The 19,632-nt window shown below is 66.5% G+C and carries 17 protein-coding genes; 11 read left to right on the plus strand and 6 right to left on the minus strand.

Annotation, left to right across the window (positions count from 1 at the left end):
- Window positions 1-69 precede the first annotated feature (69 nt).
- Window positions 70-309 carry a DUF3107 domain-containing protein gene (locus tag QQ25_RS09910; protein WP_039317670.1) on the plus strand — a complete coding sequence of 80 codons (240 nt, stop codon included), beginning with the start codon at window positions 70-72 and terminating at the stop codon, window positions 307-309.
- A 2-nt stretch (window positions 310-311) separates the two neighbouring features.
- On the opposite strand, the gene QQ25_RS09915 is transcribed toward QQ25_RS09910, so the two are convergent.
- Window positions 312-968: an HTH-type transcriptional activator FasR gene (locus QQ25_RS09915; RefSeq protein WP_039318546.1), complete on the minus strand. Its 657-nt coding sequence runs from the start codon at window positions 966-968 to the stop codon at window positions 312-314.
- A 201-nt stretch (window positions 969-1,169) separates the two neighbouring features.
- On the opposite strand from QQ25_RS09915, the gene QQ25_RS09920 reads away from it, so the two are divergent.
- From QQ25_RS09920 to QQ25_RS09930, 3 genes are all read left to right on the plus strand, one after another.
- Window positions 1,170-2,207 carry a DUF3152 domain-containing protein gene (locus QQ25_RS09920; RefSeq protein ID WP_039317674.1) on the plus strand — a complete coding sequence of 346 codons (1,038 nt, stop codon included), beginning with the start codon at window positions 1,170-1,172 and terminating at the stop codon, window positions 2,205-2,207.
- Between the two features lie 180 nt (window positions 2,208-2,387).
- Window positions 2,388-3,566, plus strand: a complete 1,179-nt coding sequence (moeZ, locus tag QQ25_RS09925) for an adenylyltransferase/sulfurtransferase MoeZ (protein WP_101906315.1) — start codon at window positions 2,388-2,390, stop codon at window positions 3,564-3,566.
- Window positions 3,567-3,602: 36 nt separating this feature from the next.
- Entirely contained in the window at window positions 3,603-4,457 is an 855-nt protein-coding gene (locus QQ25_RS09930) for a TIGR02569 family protein (RefSeq protein ID WP_039317679.1), read from the plus strand.
- Between the two features lie 379 nt (window positions 4,458-4,836).
- Here the strand turns inward: QQ25_RS09930 and QQ25_RS09935 are convergent, their stop codons facing one another.
- Window positions 4,837-5,757: a LysR family transcriptional regulator gene (locus QQ25_RS09935; protein WP_039378441.1), complete on the minus strand. Its 921-nt coding sequence runs from the start codon at window positions 5,755-5,757 to the stop codon at window positions 4,837-4,839.
- Window positions 5,758-5,863: 106 nt separating this feature from the next.
- On the opposite strand from QQ25_RS09935, the gene QQ25_RS09940 reads away from it, so the two are divergent.
- From QQ25_RS09940 to QQ25_RS09950, 3 genes are read left to right on the plus strand one after another with little or no spacing between them, the layout of a single operon-like run.
- A complete protein-coding gene (locus QQ25_RS09940; protein WP_039378442.1) occupies window positions 5,864-7,147 on the plus strand; it encodes an aromatic ring-hydroxylating oxygenase subunit alpha in 1,284 nt (427 codons plus the stop codon).
- The gene (locus QQ25_RS09945; RefSeq protein WP_039378443.1) at window positions 7,144-7,467 is read left to right on the plus strand and encodes a hypothetical protein; all 324 of its coding nucleotides are present in this window, start codon (window positions 7,144-7,146) and stop codon (window positions 7,465-7,467) included. The genes QQ25_RS09940 and QQ25_RS09945 overlap by 4 nt, the downstream gene beginning before the upstream one ends.
- 3 nt (window positions 7,468-7,470) lie before the next feature.
- Window positions 7,471-8,301: a TauD/TfdA dioxygenase family protein gene (locus tag QQ25_RS09950; protein WP_039378445.1), complete on the plus strand. Its 831-nt coding sequence runs from the start codon at window positions 7,471-7,473 to the stop codon at window positions 8,299-8,301.
- A gap of 278 nt (window positions 8,302-8,579) precedes the next feature.
- Here QQ25_RS09950 and QQ25_RS09955 read toward each other — a convergent pair whose 3' ends face one another.
- Together QQ25_RS09955 and QQ25_RS09960 are read right to left on the minus strand one after the other, a co-directional pair.
- Window positions 8,580-8,876: an MGMT family protein gene (locus QQ25_RS09955; RefSeq protein ID WP_039317691.1), complete on the minus strand. Its 297-nt coding sequence runs from the start codon at window positions 8,874-8,876 to the stop codon at window positions 8,580-8,582.
- Window position 8,877: 1 nt separating this feature from the next.
- A complete protein-coding gene (locus QQ25_RS09960; protein ID WP_039378448.1) occupies window positions 8,878-9,651 on the minus strand; it encodes an alpha/beta hydrolase in 774 nt (257 codons plus the stop codon).
- Between the two features lie 89 nt (window positions 9,652-9,740).
- On the opposite strand from QQ25_RS09960, the gene QQ25_RS09965 reads away from it, so the two are divergent.
- Both QQ25_RS09965 and QQ25_RS09970 read left to right on the plus strand, forming a co-directional pair.
- Window positions 9,741-12,893, plus strand: coding sequence for an ATP-dependent helicase (locus QQ25_RS09965; RefSeq protein WP_039378682.1), 3,153 nt, complete (start codon window positions 9,741-9,743; stop codon window positions 12,891-12,893).
- Entirely contained in the window at window positions 12,890-16,264 is a 3,375-nt protein-coding gene (locus QQ25_RS09970; RefSeq protein ID WP_082017476.1) for an ATP-dependent helicase, read from the plus strand. Before QQ25_RS09965 ends, QQ25_RS09970 begins: the two co-directional genes overlap by 4 nt.
- A gap of 4 nt (window positions 16,265-16,268) precedes the next feature.
- On the opposite strand, the gene QQ25_RS09975 is transcribed toward QQ25_RS09970, so the two are convergent.
- Both QQ25_RS09975 and QQ25_RS09980 read right to left on the minus strand, forming a co-directional pair.
- Complete coding sequence (locus tag QQ25_RS09975; RefSeq protein WP_039378449.1) at window positions 16,269-16,982, minus strand: VIT1/CCC1 transporter family protein; 714 nt, start codon at window positions 16,980-16,982, stop codon at window positions 16,269-16,271.
- Window positions 16,983-17,110: 128 nt separating this feature from the next.
- Window positions 17,111-17,500 carry a DoxX family protein gene (locus QQ25_RS09980; protein WP_039317701.1) on the minus strand — a complete coding sequence of 130 codons (390 nt, stop codon included), beginning with the start codon at window positions 17,498-17,500 and terminating at the stop codon, window positions 17,111-17,113.
- A 75-nt stretch (window positions 17,501-17,575) separates the two neighbouring features.
- On the opposite strand from QQ25_RS09980, the gene QQ25_RS09985 reads away from it, so the two are divergent.
- Both QQ25_RS09985 and nudC read left to right on the plus strand, forming a co-directional pair.
- On the plus strand, window positions 17,576-18,670 hold the full coding sequence (locus tag QQ25_RS09985) for a potassium channel family protein (RefSeq protein ID WP_039378450.1): 1,095 nt from the start codon (window positions 17,576-17,578) through the stop codon (window positions 18,668-18,670).
- Window positions 18,667-19,626: an NAD(+) diphosphatase gene (gene nudC / locus QQ25_RS09990; RefSeq protein ID WP_039378452.1), complete on the plus strand. Its 960-nt coding sequence runs from the start codon at window positions 18,667-18,669 to the stop codon at window positions 19,624-19,626. The genes QQ25_RS09985 and nudC overlap by 4 nt, the downstream gene beginning before the upstream one ends.
- Window positions 19,627-19,632: the final 6 nt, after the last annotated feature.

The following is a 19,632-nucleotide window of genomic DNA, read 5'->3' on the forward strand; positions in this document are numbered from 1 at the left end:
AGGTCCGGCTGTCTACTAGCCTGCTCAGGGAAGTCGAGAAACGAAGTGAGAAAGAAAGAAGGGCCCAGCGTGGAGGTCAAAATCGGTGTCACGGACAGCCCGCGCGAGCTGACCTTCAACAGTGCGCAGACACCCACCGAGGTGGAGCAGCAGGTCATCGACGCACTCGCCAAGGATTCGGGTGTGCTGGCGTTGACCGATGAGAAGGGACGGCGATTCCTGGTGCAGAACAGCCGGATCGCCTACGTCGAGATCGGCGCCGCCGATGTGCGCCGGGTCGGCTTCGGGGTGGGAGCGGAATCCGCCTGAGATCAGGACCGGGTGAGTGGCACGTGTGACAGTCCGCCCCAGGCGAACTGCACCGTGCCATCCACGGCGGTGTTCCGGTCGATCGGGCGGTCATTGGTCAGCCAGTACCGCGCCGAGTCGACGCTGATGGCCACCAATCCGACCGCGATCATCCTGGCGCGGTGCGCCTCGAGTCCGGAGTCGCGGCTGATCAGATCGAACACCGCATCGGTGCATGCTTCGGTGGCGACCTTCACCTGCGCGGCCACCTGCGGCTCGCTGACATAGTCGTTCTCGAAGATCAGCCGGTAACCCTGGCTGTCGTGCTCGATGAAATCGAAGAACGCCTCGACCGCCGCACGCAAGCGCTGGCGGTTGTCGGTCGTGGTGCGCAGGGCTTGGCGCACACCCGACACCAGATTGTCGACGTGGCGCTGCAACACTGCCAGGTAGAGCTCGAGCTTTGACGAAAAGTGTTGATACAGAACAGGCTTGCTCACGCCTGCGCGTTCGGCGATCTCATCCATGCCTGCTGCGTGGTAACCGCGCTCGACGAATACCTCGCTGGCGGCCGCCAACAGCTGTCCCCGCCGCTCATCACGAGGCAGGCGATTGCCGCGTCGACCAGCGGACGCAGGCTTGTCACCTCTCCTCTCGGCGGTGTTGGCGAGATCGCTCATCAGGTCCTCAATCTGTATTGCTCTGGCGCACTTGGACATGATCATCCGAGCCGCTGATCGCACCGACACTACTACCGTGGCGCGCTCTTTCCTCCGCTCGGTCGTCCCGAAACGGTCATGGGTTTCGAAATGACACCAGCGTGGTCACGGCCTAGCTGCGCTGAGAACCGATCCACAGGACTCTGTGCCATTCTGGTTCCCGTGACCTACGACCCGGGACGTCGCGGGGGTGGCCGTGTCCCGGCGCTGCGCAACGAGTGGCGGGAGCCGCTTCGCGCACAGCGAGATCCGATCGCGGCCGATTCGGGCCGAGCCAGATCGAATCGGGACGACCACCAACAGTGGCGCAAGCAGACATGGATCGGCCGCTTCGTGTCCACCTATGGGTGGCGCGCGTATGCGTTGCCGGTGCTGATCGTGCTGACCGTGGTCGTGATGTACCAGACCGTCACCGGCACCAGCGCGCCGCACGCGGCGCAGGGAGACGAAGGTCCCGTGCAGGGGCCGCCCACCATCGACGTGGCGAGCACGTCGATCATCGGTGCGCCGCCCAAAGGCCTGACCCAGTTCGACGCGAACCTGCCCACCGGCATCCTGCCCGCGGGCGGCCAGTTCACCGAGGCCGGCGCCCGGACCTGGCGGATCGTGCCGGGTACCACACCCAAGATCGGTGAAGGCACGACGAAAGCGTTCCACTACACCGTCGAGATCGAGGACGGCGTGGACACCACCGCCTTCGGTGGTGACGATGGTTTCGCCCGGATGGTCTCCGAGACGCTGGCCAATCCGAAGAGCTGGACGCACAACGGGCTGTTCGCCTTCACGCGGGTGGATGAGAGCAGTGGCATCGAACCCGATTTCCGGGTGTCGCTGACGTCGCCGATGACGGTGCGCGAGGGCTGCGGTTACGACATCCAGTTGGAGGCGTCCTGCTACAACCCGTCGTTCGACGGGCATCAGCCGCGGGTGTTCGTCAATGAGGCCCGATGGGTTCGCGGCGCTGTGCCGTTCCAGGGCGACATCGGCTCCTACCGGCAGTACCTGATCAACCATGAGGTTGGTCACGCCATCGGATATCAGCGGCACGAGGGGTGCGAGGCCAACGGACAGTTGGCGCCGATCATGATGCAGCAGACGTTCTCCACCTCGAACGACGATGCAGCCAAGTTCGACCCGGAAACGGTCAAGGCCGATGGGTTGACCTGCAAGTTCAATCCCTGGCCGTACCCCATCGCCTGACTTCGGGCGCGGCGACGCGTGCCTTGCTGCGCGTCGAGGCGCGCATACCCGGGTCCTGGCGCGCGCGGTCGTGGTGGCCCGAGAGTGGGAAGCATCGGCACCGGATTACCGTTGTGGGTACGAGCAGCTGGGACGATGAACTGACCAGGAAAACTGAGGAGACATACGGTGTCCGCGAATTTGGACGTGTCGTTACCGCCGTTGGTTGAGCCGGCCGCAGAACTGACGCGTGAAGAGGTGACGCGCTACAGCCGGCACCTGATCATTCCGGATGTCGGTGTGATCGGGCAGAAGCGATTGAAGAACGCGAAGGTGCTGGTGATCGGTGCCGGCGGGCTGGGTTCGCCGACCTTGCTGTACCTGGCGGCGGCGGGGGTGGGCACCATCGGCATCGTCGAATTCGACGTGGTCGACGAGTCCAACCTGCAGCGGCAGATCATCCACGGTCAGTCGGACATCGGCCGGTCCAAGGCGCAGAGCGCCAAGGATTCGGTTCTCGAGATCAACCCGCTGGTGACGGTGAATCTGCACGAATTCCGGTTGGAGCCGGACAACGCGGTGGACCTGTTCAGCCAGTACGACCTGATCCTGGACGGCACCGACAACTTCGCCACCCGGTATCTGGTCAACGATGCTGCGGTGTTGGTAGGCAAGCCCTACGTGTGGGGCTCGATCTACCGGTTCGAAGGCCAGGTGTCGGTGTTCTGGGAGGACGCCCCCGACGGTCTCGGCCTCAACTACCGCGATCTCTATCCCGAGCCGCCGCCACCGGGGATGGTGCCCTCGTGTGCCGAAGGTGGCGTGCTGGGCATCCTGTGCGCGTCGATCGCGTCGGTGATGGGTACCGAGGCGATCAAGCTGATCACCGGCATCGGTGAACCGCTGCTGGGCCGTCTCATGGTGTACGACGCGCTGGAGATGTCGTATCGGACCATCCGAATCCGCAAGGATCCGGCCACGCCGAAGATCACCGAGCTGATCGACTACGAGGCCTTCTGCGGTGTCGTTTCCGAAGCCGCCGCGGATGCTGCGGCCGGCTCGACGATCACCCCGCTGGAGCTGAAGGATCTCATCGACTCCGGGAAACCGTTGGCGCTGATCGATGTCCGTGAGCCCGTCGAGTGGGATATCAATCACATCGAGGGCGCCGAGCTCATTCCGAAGCCGTCGTTCGAGTCCGGTGACGCGTTGGCCAAGCTCCCGGTGGACCGAACACCGGTGCTGTACTGCAAGACCGGGATCCGGTCGGCCGAGGTGCTCGCCATCGTCAAGAAGGCAGGATTCTCCGATGCGGTGCACCTGCAGGGCGGAATTGTGGCCTGGGCCAAGCAACTCGAGCCCGACATGGTGATGTACTGAGCGCTGGTTTGCCGGTCAACAGCTTAGGCTGAGGCTGTGAGTGTGGAACGGCCGCCGGAACATGTGCTGGCGGCGTTCGGCCTGTCCGGGGTGCGCCCGGTACCGCTCGGCTCGAGCTGGGAGGGTGGCTGGCGCTGCGGCGAAGTGGTGATGTCGATGGTGCCCGAGCACGCCCGTGCGGCGTGGTCGGCCAAGGTTCGGGAATCGTTGTTCATCGACGGCGTGCGGCTCGCCCGCCCGGTCCGCTCGACAGACGGCCGTTACGTGGTGGCCGGATGGCGTGCCGACACCTACGTCGCCGGCACGCCTGAACCCCGTCACGACGAGGTGGTGTCCGCGGCGGTTCGATTGCACGAGGCCACCGCGAAGCTGGAGCGGCCCCGCTTCCTCACACAACCGCCCGTCGCACCGTGGGCTGACATCGACGTGTTCATCGCGGCGGACCGGGCCGCTTGGGAGGAACGCCCGCTGCACTCCCTGCCGCCCGGCGCAAGGGTTTCGCCCGGTTCGTCAGATGGTCAACGCTCCGTAGAACTGATCAATCAGTTGGCCGGCTTGCGCAGACCGACCAGGAGCGCCAGCCAACTTGTGCACGGTGACCTCTACGGCACAGTGCTTTTCGCCGGGACGGCGGCACCGGGAATCACCGACATCACCCCGTACTGGCGCCCGGCGCCGTGGGCTGCCGGGGTGGTGGTGGTCGACGCGTTATCCTGGGGTGACGCCGACGACGGACTGGTCGAGCGTTGGGCGTCGCTACCGGAATGGCCGCAGATGTTGTTGCGCGCGTTGATGTTCCGGCTGGCCGTGCACGCGCTGCACCCGCGGTCCACCGCGGCGGCCTTTCCGGGCCTGGCGCGCACCGCCTCGCTCATCCGGCTGATCCTGTAGCTTCTGGGCTCGCGGTCAAGTGAGCGTGTAGTTGATCGGGCTTGACCTTCGTCTGCGCCTCTGCGCCGAGATTCACAGCTTCTTCACCGAGCTGCTGTCCTCATCTGGGCTGTCCTCGGCGGCGCCATCTTGACCTTTCAGGTGTCGATGGGCCAACGGTGGTCTGTGCGGCGACGGGACCGATCGGCCGTCCCCTGATCCCGCTCTTCCGTTGCCCGCCAAACACTCTGGCTATATCAACATCGACGGCGAGTTCGTGCTGCCCGGCGGTGCTGAATTTCCGAATACGGTGCCGATCGAGGGGGCGAACTGAGCGCCAGGCGCCGCCGCAGTCAACTCGACCGACGTGCATCATGGCGAGGTCGATCCGGAGCTGTCCTCACTCCCGCGCCGTGTTCTCGACGATGATCTCGCAGGCGGCGTCATAGAACGCGCTGATGAGGGTGGAAAAGGACAGCTGAAAGGGATAGACCATGTGCACGTCCAGGGGCTCGAGGTCCCACCCCGGCAGGACAGGCACGATGCTGCCATCGCGCAGCTCGTTGGTGCAGATGATCTGGTTGGGCATCGCGCCGACTCCCAGCCCATGAAGGATGTACTGCTTGCAAACCTGAAAGCTGTTGGCCCGAGCGCGGACCGCGGGCGCGAGCTCGTGACGCCGCTTGTGCCTGACGACCGTGAGCTTGCGTTGGGCGTCGCGAAAGCCGAAGTCGATGAACGGCAGTGAGTTCAGTTGCGCCGGGTTGGTAAGCGGCTCAGCCAACCGTCGGACGAAACCCGGTGATGCGCACAGAAAGAGTTCAAGACTGAAAACCTTTCGCGAGATCAGCGTCGAGTCCTGCAGTGGCCCGATTCCGAACACCACGTCGAAGCCGTCATTGATCGGATGGACCATGTCATCGACCAGCTGAATGTCGAGTCGAGAGTGGGGATACCGCTGTAGAAACGAGGCCCCCACCCGGGACGCATAGTCAGTGCCGACAAAGACCGGCATGGCAACCCGCAGCTCACCCTGTGGCTCTTGCCTACTGCTTTCGACCAACGCGCGAACGCTGTTGGCCTCGGTGAGGATCTTCGCCCCGTGGTCGTAGATCTTCTTGCCGAGGTCGGTGACCGTGAGCTGATGGGTGTTCATGCGCAGCAGTTTGATGCCGAGATCGGCCTCCAACTTGCTGAGCTTGCGGCTGACCGTGGATTTGGGCATGCCGAGCAGCGCGGACGCTTTCGACAAACTGCGGCATTCGACCACCTTGCCGAATATCAGCAGTGCGTCGACGTCAAAAGGAAGGCTCTGCTCCACGGCCGTGAGTGTTCCAGATATGCAACAGCCTGTTGCGCTGTCGGCCCTTTCTAGGCACATTTGTCAAGTGCTACGTTCGGCCTCTAGGCCTGATGGGAGCGCTTTCGTGAGTACTGAAGCCCTGGTCACAAAGCCGGCAAGCGGGCATTGGACAGACGCGTATCCGGAACTGGGTCGTGGTCCGGTTTCCCTTGAAGATTGTGTTTCCGAGGAGTTCTACGAGAAGGAACGTGAGCACGTCTTCAAGAAGACTTGGCTCTACATGGGGCGGGTCGAGCGAATACCCAAGTCGGGCAGCTACTTCACGCGCGAACTGAAATTCCTCAATACTTCGATCATCGTCGTGCGGGGCAAGGACGGCGTGGTTCGGGCCCTGCACAACGTCTGCCCACACCGCGGCAACAAAATGTTGTGGGAGGACGACCCTTTCCAGGAGGTACAGGGCCGCGCGCCACTGCTGTACTGCCGCTTCCATGGCTGGCGCTACAAGCTCGACGGCTCGCTGCACTCAGCCACGAGGAAGGATCTCCTCCTGGATTTTGATGCCGACAGCTGCCGGGTGCCTGCGATTCAATGCGAAGTCTGGGAAGGCTTCATCTTCGTCAATCTCAACCCCGACAACACCGAGTCGGTGCGCGACTACCTCGGTGACCTGGCCCATGGCATCGAGGGCTATCCCTTTGCCGGGCCGCACCAGGTCTACCGATTCAATGCCGAGTTGCAGTGCAACTGGAAGATCTTTCTCGATGGCTTCGCTGAGAGCTACCACGGCCCATATCTCCATGCCTCGTCGTTCGGGGCGGTCACGGCGGAAGCCAGGGATGCGTTTGACCAGCCGAACCCGTTTACCGATGCCTTGTCCTACCGGCTCAGCGGTCCACACCGGATGTACTCCTTCGCCGGCGAACCGTCGCAGAAAACTCCGTACTCCAAGCCGATCGAATGTGTGATGGAGGCCAGCGCTGCCGGGCCGTGGAACAAGCGCACCGACCGTGGACCGATGCCGCCTGGGCTCAATCCCACCCGCTCCGAGAAATACGGCTTCGATTCGTTTCAGTTCTTCCCCAACTTCATCCTCATCTTCGGAGCGTCGGGCTACACGATCCACACCCATTGGCCCACCGGGCCGCACTCTCACATCTTCGAAACTGAGATGTATTACCAGCCGCCGACCACGCACAAGGAGCGGCTGGGGCAGGAGTTGACGGTGACGTTTCTCAACGACATCATCCTGGAAGACGCCAGCCCATCTGAAGGATTGCAGGCGATGCTCAACAGCGGGGCGCTGACGCACTTCACGATGAATGACGAAGAGATCCTGCTGCGTCATCTGCACAAGGTGGTGGCCGATTACGTTGAGACGGGCGAGAATGCGAAGGCATCGCGATGAGTGAGTCTCTGCCGCCTGAGTTTTCACAACTCGAGCACCTGGTCGGTGAGTGGGCCATCGAGGACGGGCACGAGCGCTATTTGAAGCGCGTGAACAGTTCCATGGACGAGATTCAGGCGTTTTACGACCAGGTGTTTCCCCGCGCCGAGGAAGCGGTCGCCTACATCGACAAGTTCGACTATGCCGAACCGCTACCAGATGACGTCGCCAATCTCCGAAACCTGCTGTACTCGCTGATCACCGTTTCGCTTGCGGTCGAGTTGTGGCGGCAACCTCGCGTAAAGCATTCGGCCAAAACCATTCTCACGAGAGTGAGCTGAACCATGGCACTTACTTCGGCACAGCTGGACGTCGTCGATGTCGCTCCGCGGATCGGTAGTGAAATCAGAATCGACCTCGAGGCCCTGTTGAGCGGCCGAGAGGCTGCGAACATCCGCGCGACGCTAGAACAGCGTGGCGTGGTCTACTTCCGCGGCTTGCAGATCGGTGACGACGAGCAGGTCTCCATCGCCAAAACCCTCGGCAATCTCGTGCAGAACGAGGGGGAGGAGGGCATCTACAAGATCTCCCTCGACGACACGGTGAACGAACGCGCCAAATATCTGAAGGGCTCGTTGTTCTGGCACTTCGACGGTTCGTTGCAGCCCTACCCGAACCTCGCGACCCTGCTTCGTGCGGTCAAGCTCTCCGCTACCGGTGGGGACACCGAGTTCTGCAACACCTACGCCTCCTACGACGACTTGCCGCAGGCCGACAAGGACCTCATCGCGGATCTTCGCGTCGTGCACAGTGCTGAGCGATCGCAGTACTACGTCACCCCGGAGATGAGCTACGACGAGATCGCGTTCTGGCAGAAGTCCGCGACGAAGACCTGCCCGATGGTGTGGACGCACCAGTCTGGCCGCAAGTCACTGCTGCTCGGCGCCACGGCGGATTACGTCATCGGTCTCCCGATTGAGGAAAGCCGCGCTTTGCTTGCGCGCCTGCGTGATTGGGCAACTCAGCCGCAGTACGTCTATCGCCACCAGTGGCAGGCCGGCGACCTGCTGATCTGGGACAACACCGGCACCATGCACCGGGCACTGCCGTATGCCGTCGACAGCGGCCGGCTCATGCATCGCACGATCCTCGCGGGCGAAGAGCCGCTGGAATGAGACTCGGCATCGCCACGCCCGTCGTCGCAGATGTCGCCGGCGCAGCTGCCGGCTGAACGACAAACTGGAAATTGTTCTGCCGTTTCGGTTGGAGAAGCTGACGGCGAGGCCTGCTGAACCCCCCCGATCCGGAATGGGATCCGTGGTTTCTGGCCGAACTTGCGCGCTCGGTCTTCCATACCTACGCCTTCGCTCCCCACCCCGAAGGCGAGCTGGAACTCGTCAATGAACGGCTGTGACGCTTCTGCTTGAGCGCGCTTGGCGGCGAGGTCTCCTAGCTAGAAACTGTGCCGGTACTCGCGCAGTGACACCCGCCCGTCGGTGGCGAGCACGCCCTCGGCGCGCAACCGTTCCAGCTGTCGGGTGGCCAGATGCGGGGCCGGGCGTCCGGACGCCGGGATCACCCGGTGCCAGGGCAGGTCCGAGGAATCGGTCCGCATGATCCAGCCGACGATCCGGGGGCTGGAAAGCTCTGCGGCGTCGGCGATGTCGCCATACGTCGACACCTTTCCCGATGGGATCGCAGCCACCAGTGTCCGCACCAGCTCCACCTGCTCCTCGGTCACGGCCGGCATGTCAGCCCAGTTGTTCGAGGATCAGTTTCGCGGTCTCGGCGGGTTTGGCCTGGGGGACCATGTGGTCGCAATCCCAATCCAGCAGGGTGAAATCCGGACCGAGATGCCCGCTGAGCGCGGTGATGAGCCCCTCACGCGCGTACGGCGGGCTGGTGCGGGTCGCGCGGACCAGGACCGTGGGAGTGCCCTTGCGCGGCAAGGCAACCGGGCGGGCCAGCTCGCTCCAGTAGGACATCATGGCCGGAATGCTGATCCGCCACCCGTAGCGGCCGCCGGGCAGTTCGACGAGGTGTTCGTCGAGGTCACGGTCCAACTCGGCCGCAGCCACCTCGCCCCACGACCCGTTGGCCTTCTCGGCGCGTGCCTCGGCCCGGTCGGGATAGTCCGGTGAGGCCAACATGGCATCGGCGATCTCACGCATCCATTCGCCGTCGAGCTCCACCGCGGGGTCCAGCAACACCAACCCGCTGACCAGATCCGGATGTGCGGCAGCAAGATTGAGCGCCACCGCACCACCGAAGGAATGCCCGACCACCAACGTCGGACCGTCCAGCAGGGAGGCCAGGGCCTCGACGTTGGCATCCAGCGTCCACGGGGCAGCCCACGACGAGCGGCCATGGCCGAGCAGATCGGGGGCCAGTACCGCAGTCTCGGGCAGGTGCTGCTCGGCCAGGGTCTTCCAGCGTTGGCCGTGCCCGGTCAACCCATGGATGAGCAACAGCTGGGGCGGCTGGTCGGGCCCGTAGTGGTGGACGTGCAACTTCTCGGCTGACATTCCATAGATGCTGCCAGAGCCAAACTTGTCGGGCCATTCGCTCCAATCCGCTCCGCTACTTGTCGGTCCCCTCTGGTGTCATGCATTCCATGACCGCACAACACGCCCAGCCCACCCTGGAAGGCACCGAGCGGCTGGCACCGGGGTGCGACGGCGTGGTGCGGGTGCTGGGCGGCCCGGGCACCGGAAAGAGCTCACTGCTGATCAGCACGGCGGTCGATCACATCGCGGCGGGCGCCGATCCCGAATCGGTGCTGTTGCTGACCGGTTCGGCCCGGTTGCGCTCGGAGGCCAGGGCCGCCATCACCGCGCGACTGCTGGGCGCGGGCACCCACGGCGTGGTACGTGAACCGATGGTTCGGACGGTGCACTCCTATGCGTTTGCACTGTTGCGGCTGGCCGCCCAGCGCAACGGTGATCCGCCGCCGCGTCTGATCACCACCGCCGAACAGGACGGCATCATTCGTGAACTGTTGGCAGGCGACCTGGAGGACGGTGCCAATTCGCCCGTGGGTTGGCCCGAGCAGCTGTGGCCGGCGCTGAGCACCGCAGGCTTCGCCACCGAGTTGCGGGATCTGCTGGCCCGCTGCACCGAGCGCGGTGTGGACCCACGTGCCCTGCAACGGCTCGGCCGCTCGGCCGGGCGTCCGGAATGGTTGGCGGCAGGCAGGTTTGCGCAGGCCTACGAGCAGATCATGCTGTTGCGATCGGCGGTCGGCATGGCCGCGCCGCAGGCCACGGTGCCGGCGCTGGGCGCCGCCGAACTCGTCGGGGCGGCCCTGGAAGCCCTCGGGACCGACGCCGATCTACTGGCGGCCGAACGCGCGCGGATCAGCCTGTTGCTGGTCGACGACGCGCAACACCTCGACCCGCAGGCTGCCCTCTTGGTCCGGGTGCTGGCTGCCCGGCCAGGTTTGACCGTCATCGCGGGCGATCCCGACCAGGCGGTGTTCGGTTACCGCGGCGCGGAGCCGGTATTGCTGCGTGATCGTGGTGGTGACGACACCCCGGCCATCACCCTCACCCGGTCGCACCGCTGTGCTCCCACGGTCGCCGCCGCGATCTCGGGTATCGCGCGCCGGCTGCCCGGCGTCGGGGCCTGCCGTGTGCTGGAGGGCAATCCGGAGCGTGGGCAGGGAGAGGTGACCATGCGGCTGGCGGCCACACCGCACGCCGAGAACGCGTTCATCGCCGACGCCCTGCGCCGCGCCCATCTGGTCGACGGCGTGCCGTGGTCCGAAATGGCCGTCGTGGTCCGCTCGGTACCCCGGGTGGGGGCGGCACTGGCGCGGGCCCTGAGTAGTGCGGGTGTCCCCGTGCAGGCCACGGGCCCCGATCTGGGGCTGGCTCAGCAGCCCGCGGTTGCGGCGCTGCTGACGGTGCTTGAGGTGACCGCGTCCGGGCAGCTGGACGGGGACAGCGCGATCAGCCTGCTCACCGGTCCGATCGGCCGCGTCGACCCGGTGACCTTGCGGCAGTTGCGCCGGGCACTGCGCCGCGCCGACGGCTCCACGCCACCACGGGATTTCACCGACCTCCTGGTCGCCGCGATCGCCGCGGAGCCGGCCGGATTGTCGCCCGAACACGTCAAGCCGCTGCGCCGGCTCCGGTCGGTGCTGGCCGCGGCCCGCCGCAGCCAGCGTGACGGTGGCGATCCGCGCTACACGCTGTGGCAGGCCTGGAACGCCTGCCGGTTGCAGCCGCGCTGGCTGGCCGCCAGCGAGCGGGGCGGCACCATCGGGGCGCAGGCCGACCGGGATCTGGACGCGGTGACGGGTTTGTTCGATGTGGCCGATCAGTATGTGGGCCGTACCGCGGGGGCGTCGCTGCGCGGGCTGGTCGACCATGTGGCGACATTGGGAACGTCGCTGTCGGCATCCGATTCGCCGTCGCAGACCGACGCGGTGGCGGTGCTCAGCGCGCACGCCGCACTCGGGCGGGAGTGGGATTTCGTCGTGATCGCCGGTGTGCAGGAAGGGTTGTGGCCCAACATCGTTCCACGCGGCGGCATCCTGGGTACGCAGAACCTGGTGGATGTGCTCGACGGGGTCGCCGCTCCGGACGATCGGGCGGTCTCGACCCGAGCGCCGCTGCTTGCCGAGGAGCGGCGGCTGTTGATGGCGGCCATGGGACGGGCAAGGACGCGGCTGCTGGTGACCGCGGTGGACAGCGACGGTGATGAATCGCTGCTGCCGTCGCCGTTCTGTGCCGAGCTGGCTGAAGTGGCAGGGGAATCCGTGCCGTTGCCCCCACTGGCCGCCCCGCGGGTGCTGCTGCCGTCGGCGGTGGTCGGTCGGCTCCGGGCCGTCGTGTGCGCGCCGGAGGGCGCCGTCGATGATGAGTCACGCGCCTGTGCCGCAAACCAATTGGCCAGGCTGGCCGCCGCGGGAGTGCCGGGTGCCGACCCTTCGCAATGGCACACGATGACACCGTTGTCCACCGAGGAGCCGCTGTGGGCGGAGGTCGATGGCGTGGCGCCCGAGGTTGTCTTGTCGCCCTCGACGTTGCAGATGCTGACCGACTGCCCGTTGCGTTGGCTGCTGGAGCGGCACGGTGGCAGTGACGGACGCGACGTGCGCTCGACGGTCGGGTCGTTGTTGCACGCGTTGGTCTCCGACTCCGGTAAGAGCGAGAGCCAGTTGATCAACGATCTGGAAAAGGTCTGGGAAGACCTGCCTTTCGAGGCGAAGTGGTACTCGGACAACGAGTTGACGCGGCACCGGGCGATGCTGGAGACCTTCACCCGGTGGCGCGCGGACTCCCGGGCGCAGCTGACCGAGGTCGCCACCGAGATCGATGTCGACGGTGTGATCGTCGAACCAGGTTCCGGCGGGCCGGCCGTTCGGGTGCGGGGCCGGTTGGACCGGCTCGAGCGGGATCGGGAGGACCGGCTTGTCGTGGTCGACCTCAAGACCGGTAAGAGTCCGGTCACCAAGGACGATGCGCAGAAGCATGCCCAGCTGGCGACCTACCAGCTCGCGGTGGCCGCGGGCTTGTTGCCGCACGGCGACGAGCCCGGCGGTGGCCGGCTGGTATACCTGGGCAAGGCCGGGGCCGCCGGCGCCACCGAACGCGAACAGGATCCGATGTCACCGGACACCCGTGCCGACTGGCTGGGCACCGTCAGCGCCGCTGCGGCCGCCACGGCCGCGCCGCACTTCGTGGCTCGAGTCAACGACGGCTGCGCGAACTGCCCGGTGCGTTCGTCATGCCCGGCCCAGGCACTCGGGGACCGATCATGACAGGTGTCGTGCCGGCCGGTGTTCGGTACAGCCCGGCCGATTTGTCCACGGCCCTCGGGCTTTTCCCGCCGACCGAGGAGCAGGCCGCGGTGATCGCCGCACCGCCCGGTCCCGTGGTGGTGATCGCCGGTGCGGGCGCGGGCAAGACCGAGACGATGGCGGCCCGGGTGGTCTGGTTGGTGGCCAACGGATATGCCACGCCATCGCAGGTGCTGGGTCTGACCTTCACCCGTAAGGCCGCGGGTCAGCTACTGCGCCGGGTGCGGACCAGGCTGGCACGGCTGGCCGGCGCCGGCCTCGCGCCCGTGCAGGGGCCGATGGACGGATCGGCCGAGTCGGTCACCGTCAGCACCTATCACGCGTTCGCAGGCACCCTGTTGCGTGAGCACGGCTTGCTGCTCCCGGTGGAGCCGGACACCCGGCTGCTCAGCCAGACAGAGCTGTGGCAGTTGGCTTTCGAGGTGGTCTGCGCCCATCCGGGGGAGCTGGCCATCGAGAAGACGCCGGCCACCGTCACCGACATGGTGCTGCGTCTGGCCGGTGCGCTCGCCGAGCATCTGGTGGACACAGTCCAGCTGCGCGACACCCATGTGGAGCTGGAGCGGCTGGTGCACACCCTGCCGGCCGGCCCCTACCAGCGCGAGCGCGGACCCAGCCAGTGGCTGCTGAAAATGCTGGCCACCCAGACCGAGCGCACCGAACTGGTGCCGTTGATCGACGCGCTGCACCAGCGGATGCGTGCCGACAAGGTGATGGATTTCGGCATGCAGATGTCCGCGGCGGCACGGCTGGCCTCCAATTTTCCCCAAGTCGGTGAGCAGTTGCGGCAACGCTTCCGTGTGGTGCTGCTCGACGAGTACCAGGACACCGGGCATGCGCAGCGGGTGGCGTTGTCCTCGCTGTTCGGCGCCGGCGTCGACGAAGGTCTCGCATTGACCGCGGTGGGTGATCCGATCCAGTCGATCTACGGGTGGCGCGGCGCGTCGGCGACGAACTTGCCCCGGTTCACCACCGACTTTCCGCTCGTCGACGGCACCCCGGCCCCGACGCTGGAATTGCGGACCAGTTGGCGCAATCCGCCCAGTGCCCTGCATCTGGCCAACGCAGTGTCGGCCGAGGCGCGGAGCCGCTCGGTCACGGTGCATGAGCTACGGCCGCGGCCTGACGCCGAGCCCGGCACCATCCGGTGCGCACTGTTGTCCGATGTCGAGACCGAACGTGATTGGGTGGCAGACCATCTGGCCCGGATCTACCACGGCGCGGTGGCCCGGGACACGGCCACGCCGACCGCGGCGGTACTGGTACGGCGCAACGCCGACGCCGCGCCGATGGCCGAGGCGCTGAGCGCCCGCGGGGTGCCGGTCGAGGTGGTCGGGGTGGCGGGATTGTTGGCGGTGCCCGAGGTCGCCGACCTGGTCGCCATGTTGCGGTTGGTGGCTGATCCCGCCGCGGGGTCGGCGGTGATGCGGGTGCTGACGGGGCCGCGCTGGCGGTTCGGCGCACGGGACATCGCGGCGTTGTGGCGGAGAGCCAGGGAACTCGACGATCGGCCGGTGGGGGAGCTCGGCCCCGCCGAGATCGTGGCTCAGGCCGCCCCGGATGCCGATTCGGCATGTCTGGCCGACGCGATCTGCGATCCCGGTGCCGCCGAACACTATTCACCGACCGGCTATCAGCGGATCCAGACCCTCGGGCGCGAGCTGACCATGCTGCGTGCGCACTTGAGCCACCCGCTGCCGGAGTTGGTGGCCGAGGTGCGGCGCGTCGCCGGACTCGACGCCGAGGCGCGCGCGGCCCGCCCGGTGACCGCGGGCTGGACGGGGACCGAGAACCTTGACGCGTTCTGCGATCTGGTGGCCGATTTCGCGGGCCGGCCGGGAAGCTCGGTGCTCGCCCTGCTGGCCTACCTGGACGTGGCCACCGACGTGGAAAATGGCCTGGCCCCTGCGGAATTGACGGTCTCCCACGACCGGGTGCAGATTCTCACGGTGCACGCCGCCAAGGGGCTGGAATGGCAGGTGGTGGCGGTTCCGCATCTGAGTGCCCGGGTGTTCCCGTCGACGGCTTCGGCACGCACCTGGCTCACGGATCCGTCGGATCTGCCGCCGCTGCTGCGCGGCGACCGTGCGACCGAATCGGAGCTGGGTGTCCCCGTGCTGGACACCTCCGATATCTACGACCGGAAAATCTTGTCGGACAAAATCTCTGATCACAAGCGCAGCCTCGAGCAGCGCCGCGTCGACGAGGAACGCCGACTGCTCTATGTCGCGATCACCCGGTCCGAGGACACCTTGCTGATCTCGGGACATCACTGGGGGGCCACCGAGAGCAAGCCGCGTGGCCCATCGGAGTTCCTGTGCGAGATCAAGACGATCATCGAAGACGCAGCTGCCCAGGGCCATCCCTGTGGCGTGATCGAGCAATGGGCGCCCGATCCTCCGGCTGGGGAGGTAAACCCATTGCGGGACACGGCCGTCGAGGCCCTCTGGCCGGCGGCGCCGGCCAAAGCCGCTGATGTCGATCGGGGCGCGGCCCTGGTGGCGCAGGCGCTGACGCTCGACCCCGGCGACGAGCCCGCCGAAACGGTCGATGGCGAAGGCTGGGCCGCCGACGTCGATGCCCTACTGGCCGAACGTGATCGCGCGCCGCGGCCCGCCCCGATGGAGCTGCCCGGCCAGCTGTCGGTCAGCACGCTGGTGGAGCTCAGTCGTGATCGACAGGCTGCGTTGCAGCGTCTGCACCGCAGGCTGCCGCAGCGTCCGGACCCGCACGCGTTGTTGGGCACCGCGTTCCACGAGTGGGTGCAGCGGTTCTTCCATTCCGAGCGGTTGTTCGATCTGGACGATCTGCCCGGTGCGGTGGACAGCGACAGTGGGCGCGTCAGTGCTGCCGAACTGTCCGAGCTGCAGGACGCCTTCGTCATGTCCCCGTGGGCCGCGCGTACCCCGATCGAGGTCGAGGTGCCGTTCGACATGGCCATCGGGCGGACCCGGACCACCGTTGTGCGGGGCCGGATCGACGCGGTTTTCGCGCAGGAAGACGGCACCACCACCGTGGTGGACTGGAAAACCGGGGAACCACCGGCCACGCCGGAAGCCATGGCGCAGGCCGCGGTTCAGCTCGCGGTGTACCGCCTGGCCTGGGCATCATTGCGCGGCTGTCCGCCGGAATCGGTGCGCGCCGCCTTCCATTACGTGCGGTCAGGTCTCACCGTCAGCCCCGAGTCGCTTCCCGGCGAGGACGAGCTCGTCGCCCTGTTGACCGACACCACGACCACCTCGCCGGATGCGCGGGACGTGCCGGATGTGCCCGATGCGCGGGACGTGCCGGATACACCGGTGCGGCACGGCGAGCCGAACGTGGACGGGTAGGCCGTCAGGCGAGCGTGGTCCCGACCAGCAGGCCGATCAGGTAGGTGATCGCCAGGGCCAAGCCGCCGCCGATCACGTTGCGCAGCACCGCCCGTCCTCTGGGCGCCCCACCCAGCCCGGCCGACACCGCTCCGGTGAGCATCAGCGCCAGCAGCACGGCCGCGGCGGTCACAGGGATCCGCCATGTGGTCGGCGGAACCAGGATCGCGATCAACGGCAACAGCGCGCCGATGGTGAACGACAGCGCCGAGGACGCGGCAGCCTGCCACGGATTGGTCAAGTCTTTGGGATCGAGCCCCAATTCGACCTCGGCGTGTGCGGCAAAGGCGTCGTGATCGGTGAGTTCCTCGGCCACGGTGCGCGCGGTGGCCGTTGACAGGCCCTTCGCCTCGTACAGCGACGCCAACTCGTCCAGTTCGGCGGCCGGGTCGTCGCGCAACTCGCGGCGTTCCTTGCGCAGCAATGCGCGCTCGGTGTCGCGTTGCGTGCTCACAGAGACGTATTCACCCAGCGCCATCGAGACCGCTCCTGCGGCCAGGCCGGCGATGCCGGCAGTCAGGATGGGCGCTTTGTCCACCGTGGCGGCAGCCACGCCGACGACGATGCCCGCGGTGGAGACGATGCCGTCGTTGGAGCCCAGAACTCCGGCGCGAAGCCAGTTCAGCTTGGACGACAGTGAACCCACGTGCGGTTCGGACGGATGGCTGAGGTTCGTCACGGTCCGACGGTATCGGCGAAAACTGGACGCCACCAGCAACGATAGCCTTGCCAAACTTGGTTGCAGACGTTCCCGGGGCCGGGCTGGTAGCGAAACCAGTTGGAGCCCAGGTGTTCTGGCCGGATCGGCTAGGAGTTGCGGTAGATCCGCAGGGCCGAGGTGATCATCGGGATCTGCAGTGGCAGCCGGGCGATCGCCCCGATGCGCATCGGCCATGGCTTGTCCCACCACAACCGCACCATGTTGACGTTGCCCGGGAACACCGCGACGAACAGGGCCACCGCGGCCAGCGCGCCCAGCCGCCGAGTGCGGGGTGCGGCCAGCAGCGCGCCGGTGGCGAGCTCGCCGACGCCGGAGGCGTAGGTGTAGAAGCGCGGGGTGCCGGGCAACTCGGCCGGAATGATCGAGTCGAATGGTTTGGGTGCCACGAAGTGCAGAACCCCCATGCCCAGGAGCAGGGCGGCCATCCGTTGGGCGGCGGGTGCGGTGGAGATCCGCTGAGGCTCGGGTGCAGTCATGGTTACATTGTGGCGTGCGTCTGATCAGATTGATCCCGGCGCGTCCCGGGGCGCTTTGCTCGATGACGGGTTCGCGTGGCTAAAGGCAGGCTGCGGCGCCGACTCGCCGCGATCGACTCGAACCTGACCTCGCGTCCGGACGCCGCGCTCGTCGACGTGTTGCGTATCCCCGAGCCGTTCGTCAGTCCGGCTCGCAAGATCATCATGCGGGTGCTGTACGCGCTGGGCGCGCTGTTCGCCGCGGTGCTCATCGTCTACGCGGACCGGTACGGGTACCGGGACAACGACAGCGCCCCGGATGCGAACAATCCGCTCTCGTTCCTGGACTGCCTGTACTACGCGACGGTGTCACTGTCGACGACCGGCTACGGCGACATCACGCCGTATTCGGATACGGCGCGTCTGGTCAACGTCATCGTCATCACGCCGCTGCGGGTGGCTTTCCTGATCGTGCTCATCGGTACCACCGTGGAAACCCTGACCACCCAATCGCGGCAGGCGCTGAAGATTCAGCGATGGAGGAACAAAGTGCGCAACCACACCGTCGTCGTCGGATACGGCACCAAGGGCCGGACGGCGGTCGCCGCGATGGTCGGCGACGAGGTCTCGCCGGCCGACATCGTCGTCGTCGACGAGAGTGCCGCCGCGCTGGAACGCGCCAAGGGCGCCGGGCTGGTGACCGTGCACGGCGACGCCACGAATTCCGGTGTGCTGCGGCTGGCCGGGGCCCAGCACGCCAAGTCGATCATCGTCGCCGCGGACAACGACGCCAGCGCGGTGCTGGTGACGTTGACGGCCCGCGAGTTGGCGCCCAAGGCCAAGATCATCGCGGCGGTGCGGGAATCCGACAACCTGCATCTGCTCAAGCAGTCCGGTGCGGACTCCACCGTGGTGTCCTCCGAGACCGCCGGCCGGCTGCTCGGTATCGCGACGCAGACCCCGAGCGTGGTGGAGATGATGGAGGATCTGCTGACCCCCGATGCCGGCTTCGCCATCGCAGAGCGCGAGGTGACGCCCAAGGAGGAGGGGGGCTCGCCGCGGCATCTGCACGACATCGTGCTGGGTGTGGTGCGGGACGGCCGGCTGGTGCGCGTCGATGCCCCGGAGGTGGATGCGTTGGAGGCCGGCGACAGGTTGCTCTACATCCGCAGCGCGGATGCCGAGCGATGACATCGGGTGATCTGGAGCGCAGAACCTTCGGCCTGCGCAACGTTCCCTTGCTCTCGCGTGTCGGCGCCGATCGGGCCGACACGCTGCGCACCGACGTCGACGCCGCGACCGAGGGCTGGAAGGACGCGCTTTTGCTGCGTGTCGACCGACGCAATCAAGTGCTGATCTCGAACGGCCAGGTGGTGCTCGGCAAGGCGTCGAGCCTGGGCACCGACAAGCCGCCGGAGCAGGCGGTGTTCCTGGGTCGGCTGGGCGACGGCAGGCACGTCTGGGGTATCCGCAGCGCGCTGGAGGGCCCCGAGGATCCCGATGTACCTGCCGAGGTGCTCGACCTGCGTCGGGCCGGCGAGGTGTTCGACGACACCAGCGCCCAGCTGGTGGCGACCGCGACGGCACTGCTGAACTGGCATGACCGGGCCAGGTTCAGTGCGGTGGACGGTGCGGCGACGAAGTCGGCGAAGGGCGGCTGGTCACGGATCGACCCGGTCAGCGGCCATGAAGAGTTCCCGCGTATCGATCCTGCGGTGATCTGTCTGGTCCACGACGGCCATGATCGTGCGGTCTTGGCCCGGCAGACCGCGTGGCCGGAGCGGTTGTTCTCGATCCTGGCCGGTTTCGTCGAGGCCGGTGAATCCTTCGAGGCCTGTGTGGTGCGTGAGATCGCCGAGGAGGTCGGCCTCACGGTCACCGACGTGCAGTACCTCGGCAGTCAGCCGTGGCCGTTCCCGAGGTCGCTGATGGTCGGGTTCCATGCCACCGCCGATCCGGAGCAGCCGTTCTCGTTCAACGACGGCGAGATCGCCGAGGCCGACTGGTTCACTCGCGCCGAGATCCGTGAGGCGCTGGATCAGGGTGACTGGAGCGCAGCCGAAGGCGATTCACGTTCGAGACTGCTACTGCCGGGATCTATCTCGATTGCGCGCGAGATCATCGAGTCCTGGGCCGCCCTGGACTAGGGGCTG

The organism is Mycolicibacterium setense (assembly GCF_000805385.1).
In the GTDB taxonomy this organism is placed as follows: domain Bacteria; phylum Actinomycetota; class Actinomycetes; order Mycobacteriales; family Mycobacteriaceae; genus Mycobacterium; species Mycobacterium setense.

What these genes read in the sequence shown, in the direction of transcription:
- QQ25_RS09945 (WP_039378443.1), top strand. Translation starts at nt 7,144, where the DNA reads ATGAGTGAGTCTCTGCCGCCTGAGTTTTCACAACTCGAGCACCTGGTC.
- QQ25_RS09960 (WP_039378448.1), bottom strand. Translation starts at nt 9,651, where the DNA reads ATGTCAGCCGAGAAGTTGCACGTCCACCACTACGGGCCCGACCAGCCG.
- QQ25_RS09915 (WP_039318546.1), bottom strand. Translation starts at nt 968, where the DNA reads ATGAGCGATCTCGCCAACACCGCCGAGAGGAGAGGTGACAAGCCTGCG.
- QQ25_RS09965 (WP_039378682.1), top strand. Translation starts at nt 9,741, where the DNA reads ATGACCGCACAACACGCCCAGCCCACCCTGGAAGGCACCGAGCGGCTG.
- QQ25_RS09980 (WP_039317701.1), bottom strand. Translation starts at nt 17,500, where the DNA reads ATGACTGCACCCGAGCCTCAGCGGATCTCCACCGCACCCGCCGCCCAA.
- QQ25_RS09970 (WP_082017476.1), top strand. Translation starts at nt 12,890, where the DNA reads ATGACAGGTGTCGTGCCGGCCGGTGTTCGGTACAGCCCGGCCGATTTG.
- nudC (WP_039378452.1), top strand. Translation starts at nt 18,667, where the DNA reads ATGACATCGGGTGATCTGGAGCGCAGAACCTTCGGCCTGCGCAACGTT.
- QQ25_RS09950 (WP_039378445.1), top strand. Translation starts at nt 7,471, where the DNA reads ATGGCACTTACTTCGGCACAGCTGGACGTCGTCGATGTCGCTCCGCGG.
- QQ25_RS09955 (WP_039317691.1), bottom strand. Translation starts at nt 8,876, where the DNA reads ATGCCGGCCGTGACCGAGGAGCAGGTGGAGCTGGTGCGGACACTGGTG.